We start from the raw sequence: 7,354 nt of genomic DNA, 5'->3' as shown, positions 1-7,354 counted from the left end.
AAAGAGGAAAGGGAAGCAGCAGAACAAATTCAAAAACAATTAAAAACTTTAGGAGAACAATTAGCCAAAGAAAACCAACAAAGAGCATTAATCAGAAAGCAGTATGACCTTATTGATCATGAAATTAATCAAAATATAGCTGCTATTAATGCTTTAAACACCAATATTACCGAAAAAGAACAAACTTTAACTACCTCTTTTGACACCTTAAGTCCAGACGAAAAAACTAAATTACAAGAAGAAATTAATGTTTTAAAAAAGCAAAGAGATGAACATTTGCAAAAAGGAAAAGCTTTAATTATCCAAAGAAAAAATTTAGATCAAGAAGAACAAAAAATTATTCAAAATATGGATGATTTACAACAAAAAACCCAAAATATTTCCTCTTTAGCTTCTTTAACAGATAAGATAAACCTTCTCCAAGAAACTATTCAATATAATTATGCGAATAAAACTTTAATTAAAAAAATGTTAGCGCAAGCTAAAGATAATAAAGAAGAAATTGATAATCTAAAAAGTTATGATTTATTTTTAGACGAACAATTATTATCTTTTAGCCAACAAGTAAGACAATTAGAAAAAGAATTAAACGCTAAAAAAAACAATCAACTTTATCAAAAGGATAAAAAAATCATTACTTTTAAAGATGTTTTCGGGATGGAACGAGAAAAAGAAGCTTTAAAAGATTTGGTTTATTATTTTAAAAGCGATCAAAAATTAGTTAATTTTGATAAAGTAACTCCGCGTGGTTATTTGCTATATGGTCCACCAGGAACAGGAAAAAGTTATTTAATGAAAGCTCTTTGTGGTGAAGCAGGTGACGTTCATTTTATTGAAATTGAACCATCTAAATTTGATAAAACTTATGTTGGCGAAGGGAACGAAGAATTAGAGAAAATTTGGGCCGAAGCGGAACAGTATGATAAAACAATTATTTTTATAGATGAAATAAGTGGTTTAGCGAATCGAGAAGATAAAAACACTAGTCAAACCGCTAGTAATATAGTCAACAATTTATTAACCAAACTGGATGGTTTCAAAAAAAGCGATAAAAAAATCATTTTAATGGGAGCAACGAATCACTTAGAGAAAATAGATAGTGCTTTAAGAAGTCGTTTTTCAGAAGAAATTAAAATAGATTTAATTAAAAATGAAGAAATAGCTCAATTTTTAAAATTTTTAGTAAAACCTTTTCAAATCAGTTATCATACTTTTTTACATTTAGATGAAATAGCTAAAAGATGCGAAAATAAGCATTATTCTAATCGTGATTTAACTGGGTTAATCGAAGGTGCTTATTATAAAAAAACTAATCGTTATAAGTATGAGAATCCTTTAGAACATGAAGTAATGTTACCTTCTGATTTAGATGAAGTCCTAGATAGTAAACAAAATATTGTTAAAAGTCAAGAGGAAATCACCCAAAGAAGAAAAGCTTGTGAAGAACAATATGCTACTTGGAAAAAAGGATTGCAAAAATATTTACCTAAATCAAAAGATATGACTAAAGTGCAAGAAGTTTATACTTTTTATGGTTTAGAAGGGTTAGGTTATTATCAAAAAAGCCTTGATCAATTTAAAAATAATCAACATCCCTTACAAAAAGCATTAAAAACTCTGTTAGATCAAAAAGATCAATTAAACTTTGAAATAAAAAATTTAGAACCATATAAATCTTTTAATAAAACTTTAATCGAACAAAAAGACAATGCTATAACCCTTTTAGAACAACAAATTAAAAATCTAAACAATGAGATTGCAGAAGAAAAAGAGTTGTGCGAAGAAAGATTTAATACCCAAAAAGAACCAACTGATTTAGCTCCTTTTGTTAAAAATCCTTTTAATCAATGGGAAGATGGGGACACTGGGATGGATCTTTTTATATATGAAACATTTCCAACCGGAAAGCACAATTAACCGAAAAACTTTGACGAAAATCATTACAGTAAGTTGGACGGTTCGTTTAGGTAAAAACTTTTTAACCGTTAAAAAAAATCAACCAAAAAAAGGTTTATAAAAATGATAACAATTTAATGAAATCAACCAAATAAATTATAACACATCTGTTAATATTTATTCCTAATTAAAAATTAATATTTTATCAATTATAAAAAATACTTCAAATAATTATTTATTTGAAGTATTTTTTTCTTTAAAAGAGGTTCAAATGGTTTTTGGAAAAAGAATTATTTACCCGAAAAGACGAATTTTATTTATAAATCAATTTTATTAAGTCGTTCAAACAATTTTTCTCCGGGTTGTAATTCTTTGGTTTGAGTGATGCCAAATTCTTTTAAACTTTCAAAAGTTTCTTCTTCTGCTTTAATTTGTTTTAAAATTGATTCAGATGTTTCAGGCAAAAAGGGTTTTAATAAAATACCTATAAAACGTAAAGTTTCGACTAAATTATATAAAAAAACATCTAATTTGGCTGAGTTATTTTCCTCTTTAACCATTTTCCACGGTTCAACAATATCCACATATTTATTAGAATAACGAGCTAATTGAATGATATGTTCCATCGTTTCCGCCACTCGATAAGAATTCATTGTTTTTTTAACCAACTTCACAGTATCAAGCGCTTTTTGAGGCAAATTAAAATCATCTTTTTCTTCTGTCGCTGTTTTAGTTAATTGAGTGTTACGGTAAGTTTTAATCATGCCTAAAGTGCGGCTTAACAAGTTTCCTATCGTGTTCACAAGATCAGCGTTATATCTTTCTAATAAAAGTTCATAACTTAAAGTTCCATCAGAAACATAAGGTATTTCGTGTAAAACAAAATATCTAATAGCATCAACAGAAAAAAACTTTAACAAATCATCTATATAAACCACATTATTAGTCGATTTGGAAATTTTATTGTTATTGAATAAAATCCAAGGATGAATTAAAAATTGTTTTGGTAGAGGGATTTCTAAAGCCATCAATAAAATAGGCCAATAAATCAAATGAAATCTGCTAATATCTTTCCCGATGACATGCAGATCACAAGGCCAATATTTTAAAAATTGTTCATTAGGCAAGATTTGTCCGTCTTCAGACAGTTGAAAACCTAAACCGGTAATATAATTGCTTAAAGCATCAATCCAAACATAAACCACATGGTTAGGGTCAAAACTTAAAGGAATACCCCATTTAAAAGAAATCCTAGAAATAGATAAATCAGTTAAAGTTTCTTTTAACAAATTTAAAATTTCTTTTCTTCTTTCTTTAGGCAAAATCAAATGAGGATTATCATTTAAATAAGTTAATAATCGCTCTTGATATTTCGATAATTGAAACAAGTAGACTTCTTCTTTTGACCAAACTGGTGTTTCACCGCTAGCAGTTTTACCGTTGATTAAGTCTTTTTCTGCTATATAACTCTCTTCAACGACAGAATACCAACCTTCATAAGTTCCTAAGTAAATATCGCCTTTTTTTAATAGTTTATTAACGATCGCTTGAACTGTTTTTTTATGATAATCATTGGTCGTTCTCACGAAATGATCATAATTAACCCCTACGGAATCATAAATTCTTTTAATTTCAGAAGAAATATGATCTACATATTCTTGAGTATTTATTTTTTCTTGAGAAGCTTTTTTTTCAATCTTTTGACCGTGTTCATCGGTTCCTGTTTGGAAATAAACATCATAATGATCCATTTTTTTAAAGCGCGCTATTGAGTCGGATAAAATCATTTCATAGACATTACCAATATGCGGAATGCCTGAGGCGTAAGCGATAGAAGTAGAAATGTAAAACTTCTTTTTTTTAACTTTCATATAAACAATAAATCTCCTTTTTATACATTATCTATACCATTATCTTTTTGGATTTTATATTTTTGATAAATCTCTTTTTTAGAAATATTCCTCACTTTAGCGACTTTAGAAAAAGACTCTTTTTCCGAAAAACCTTGTTGCACAAAAAACATAATATGTTCGTCTAAAGAAAAATCTTGATAAGAAAAAGACTTTTTATTGCCTTCAATGACTAAAACATATTCTCCTTTAGTTTTCAACTCTTCTAATAAAACACTATCAATATCGCCATTAATAATGGTTTCAAATTTTTTTGTTAATTCCCTAGATAAAGAAACATTATGTTGAGGATAATGCATTTGAACTATTTGTAAAGTGTCTTTAATTCTTAAAGGAGATTCATAGATAATTAAAGATCCTTCAAAAAAACGGTGTTTTAATAATATTTCCGTTTTAACTTTTTTATTTTTAGGTAAAAAACCTAAAAATAAAAACGGAATATCAAAAGAAGAAATGCTAAAGGCGGACAAAAAAGCCGCCGGCCCTGGAACAGAAGTAACATAAAAACCTGCTTTTTTAACTTCTTGAACCAACAATAAACCTGGATCACTAATTAAAGGAGTGCCAGCGTCACTAATTAAAGCTATTTCTTTGCCGCTCTCTAACAAAGATAAAATCTTTTGCACCCTTTGCTTTTCGTTATATTGATATAAAGAAAGTAAGTTGTTTTTAAATTGATAAAATTCTAATATTTTATGAGCTCTTCTGGTATCTTCCGCCAAAATATAATCAACTTTTTTTAAAATTTCTAACGCACGAAAGGTTAAATCTGACATATTGCCGATAGGAGTGGAAACCAAATATAAAGTTGGTTTCGGTTCGATAAAGGTTTTTTGTATTATTGCCATATTTTAATGATTTTTAAATTTTAAGTTAAATTTAAAAACTCCTTTTGTTTTTCTATTTCTAAAAATAAAGTCATAAAACAAAAATTAGCATTGACAAAAACATTCTTTTGCTCTATTTGTTCTAATATCTCTAAATATTTATTAATATGTTCTAAAGATAATTCATCAAAAAAAGTTTTTTCTAATAATTCTATAGGAAAAGTAAAAGATAAATTATTTTTTTTATAATATAAATCTAAGAAAAATTGCATTATAATTTTTAAAAAATCACTAAAAAAGAATTTATCTTCAGTTAAAGACTTAGCTTCCCCGAACAAATAAACAAAATCATTCTTTTTTTTAAAATTATCTAAAAACAATAAAAAGAATTTTTTAAATTCTAAATAATAATTATTTTTTGAAACATCTTCTGTTCTGTTGTGAAAACGATTTAATAAACTGATTAAAACGTCATCTAAAACTGCGCCTGTATTAATTGCTGGCGAAACTTTTTTTTCTTCTTTGTCTTCCATCATATTATCTAACGAAAAAACTTGTGTACGTGAAAGAATAGTAGGAAGGACAAGATCGCTATTATTAGTTAATAAAACACCTAAAATATTCTCACTAATAGGGTTTTCTAAAAAATAAAGTAAACTGTTAGCTGCTTTAACATGAAGATGTTCAATACCTTCAATAACATAAACTTTTTTTTGTTGAAACAAAGAAGTTTGGTTGAAATAATTTTGCATTTCCAAAATTTGTTCTTTTTTAATGGAATTATTTTTTTTATAACTTAAATGATAAAAATTAGGATACGAAAAATTTTTAATTAAATTTTCTAATTGAGAGTCAAAAGGAGAAGTTTGTAAAAATTCATGAACTAATTCCATCATAAGTTCATGTCTAACTTCTTCGTCACTGCCTTCTATTAAATAAAGATGAGATAATTTTTTTTGTTCAATAATAAATTTAAATTTTTCCAATAAACGTTGTTTTTTATTCATAATTTTATTTTAAACAATCTTTGTATTTCTATTTCAATGATGGATTGTATTTCTTCCAAAGGCTGGTTAGCATCAATTTTAAAAATTCTCTGAGGAAATTGTTTATGCAAATTTAAAAAACCTCGTCTAACTTTTTGATGAAAAGATAAAGTTTGCAAATCAAAATATTCTCTTTTATCTTCTCTTTTGTCTTTTATTCTTTGAAGTCCTATTTGAGGTTCTAAATCTAAATAAAAAGTAATATCAGGCATCGTCTTCAACGCGATAACATTAATTTTTTTAACAAATTCTTCGCCTAACTCTCTAGCGTAACCTTGATAAGCCAAAGAAGAATCTAGATAACGATCGCAAATCACTATTTGACCTTTTTTTAAAGCTGGTAAAATAACTTTATCTAAATGTTCTGCTCTATCGGCTGCGTATAATAAAGCTTCCGTGCGAACGTCTATTTTATTATCAGAACTGAATAAAAGACTTCTTATAGGAAGATTAGTTTCACAACCTCCCGGTTCTTTAGTTAAAATAACTGCATGTTTTTGAAACATTTTTTTAAACAAAGCGTTTGCGAGAGTGGTTTTACCTGTTCCTTCGCCGCCTTCAAAAGAAATAAACATATCGAAACACCTTTTTAATAAAAAATTTTTGTTAAAACAAGACCACAAGGAGGAGCCAAATAAGAAAATTGTTTACCATATGTTAAGTTTAACATATTTTCCAAGTCTAATAAATTCTTTTTTTTCTGCCCGATCCTAATTAAAAAACCTACTAAAAAAAGAATCATATGTTTTAAAAAACCTTTACCGTGAAAAACCAAAATATATTGATATTCGGTTTCTTCTAAAAAAGCGTCATAAATGATTTTAACGGTGGATTTTTTTTCGTCTTTATTATTGGTAAATAAAAAAAAATCATGTTCGCCTTTAATTAAAGATAATGCTTTTTCAATTAAGGTAAAATCCAAAGATTCAAAATAAGTTTGAAAACGGTTATTAAAAGGCGTTAATTCTTTTTTAGAAAAAAAATACTTATAAATTTTGGATTTAGTATGATAACGAGCGTGAAAAGCATCATATACTAAAGAGAGTTCCGCGACCTTAATATCTTTCGGCAAGACTTTATTTAAAGCTTTTTGGAAAAAATAATTATCAATCAAAAATGAAGTATAAAAATGAACTACTTGACCTTCAGCATGAACCCCTTTATCAGTGCGACTAGCGGCGTAAGTTATAATTTTTCGTTTCGTAAGACGAAACAAAACATTTTCTAAAACGGACTGAATTGTGATTGATTTAGGTTGTTTTTGATATCCATGATAATTAGTGCCATCATAACTTAAAACTAATTTATAAGTAAATTTTTTCAAATCAAAAACCTCTCTTTTATTTTATAATAAATCATAAAATAAAAAAATATTTTTCCCCTTTTTTAAAAAAAACTCCATATAAAAAATGATAAAATAATTATTAAAAACAGATAATCTTTTTTTGTCATTTTATAATGATTTAATTTAGTGCGTTTTTTGCCTAAAACATATCCACGCGCTTCCATAGCATTAGCTAAAACTAAAGATTTTTGAAAAGATATCACAAAAATAGGAATTAATAAAGATAATAAATTATAAATCTTTTTAAATAAATTTTTAGTATATAAATCCAAACCTCTAGACATTTGCGCTTTAATAATCTTTTGAGTTTCTTCCATTAAAAAAGGAATA

The 7,354-nt window shown here is 26.9% G+C and carries 7 protein-coding genes; 1 reads left to right on the top strand and 6 read right to left on the bottom strand.

Annotated features, from left to right (window positions below):
• Positions 1-1,917: ATP-binding protein (locus RI68_RS01680; RefSeq protein ID WP_017193527.1), on the top strand; the 1,917-nt coding region annotated here is incomplete at its 5' end.
• Positions 1,918-2,213: 296 nt separating this feature from the next.
• Here RI68_RS01680 and metG read toward each other — a convergent pair.
• The 6 genes from metG to RI68_RS01650 all read right to left on the bottom strand — a co-directional run.
• Positions 2,214-3,767, bottom strand: a complete 1,554-nt coding sequence (metG, locus tag RI68_RS01675) for a methionine--tRNA ligase (RefSeq protein WP_017193525.1) — start codon at positions 3,765-3,767, stop codon at positions 2,214-2,216.
• A 20-nt stretch (positions 3,768-3,787) separates the two neighbouring features.
• Positions 3,788-4,654: a 16S rRNA (cytidine(1402)-2'-O)-methyltransferase gene (gene rsmI, locus RI68_RS01670; protein WP_017193524.1), complete on the bottom strand. Its 867-nt coding sequence runs from the start codon at positions 4,652-4,654 to the stop codon at positions 3,788-3,790.
• Between the two features lie 20 nt (positions 4,655-4,674).
• Positions 4,675-5,640, bottom strand: a complete 966-nt coding sequence (locus tag RI68_RS01665) for a hypothetical protein (RefSeq protein WP_017193523.1) — start codon at positions 5,638-5,640, stop codon at positions 4,675-4,677.
• Positions 5,637-6,254, bottom strand: a complete 618-nt coding sequence (gene tmk / locus RI68_RS01660; protein WP_017193522.1) for a dTMP kinase — start codon at positions 6,252-6,254, stop codon at positions 5,637-5,639. Before tmk ends, RI68_RS01665 begins: the two co-directional genes overlap by 4 nt.
• Positions 6,255-6,268: 14 nt before the next feature.
• Positions 6,269-7,003: a tRNA pseudouridine(38-40) synthase TruA gene (truA, locus tag RI68_RS01655; RefSeq protein ID WP_017192225.1), complete on the bottom strand. Its 735-nt coding sequence runs from the start codon at positions 7,001-7,003 to the stop codon at positions 6,269-6,271.
• Between the two features lie 62 nt (positions 7,004-7,065).
• The coding region (locus RI68_RS01650) for a CbiQ family ECF transporter T component (RefSeq protein WP_017193521.1) at positions 7,066-7,354 on the bottom strand (289 nt) is incomplete at its 5' end.

This window comes from Vaccinium witches'-broom phytoplasma str. VAC, assembly GCF_000309405.1.
Taxonomy (GTDB): Bacteria; Bacillota_I; Bacilli_A; order Acholeplasmatales; family Acholeplasmataceae; genus Phytoplasma.
This window is presented reverse-complemented; position numbering and strand designations above follow the sequence as displayed.

Bases quoted from the DNA above. Each gene is read 5' to 3' on its own strand.
- metG (WP_017193525.1), bottom strand. From the start codon at position 3,767: ATGAAAGTTAAAAAAAAGAAGTTTTACATTTCTACTTCTATCGCTTAC.
- rsmI (WP_017193524.1), bottom strand. From the start codon at position 4,654: ATGGCAATAATACAAAAAACCTTTATCGAACCGAAACCAACTTTATAT.
- RI68_RS01665 (WP_017193523.1), bottom strand. From the start codon at position 5,640: ATGAATAAAAAACAACGTTTATTGGAAAAATTTAAATTTATTATTGAA.
- tmk (WP_017193522.1), bottom strand. From the start codon at position 6,254: ATGTTTATTTCTTTTGAAGGCGGCGAAGGAACAGGTAAAACCACTCTC.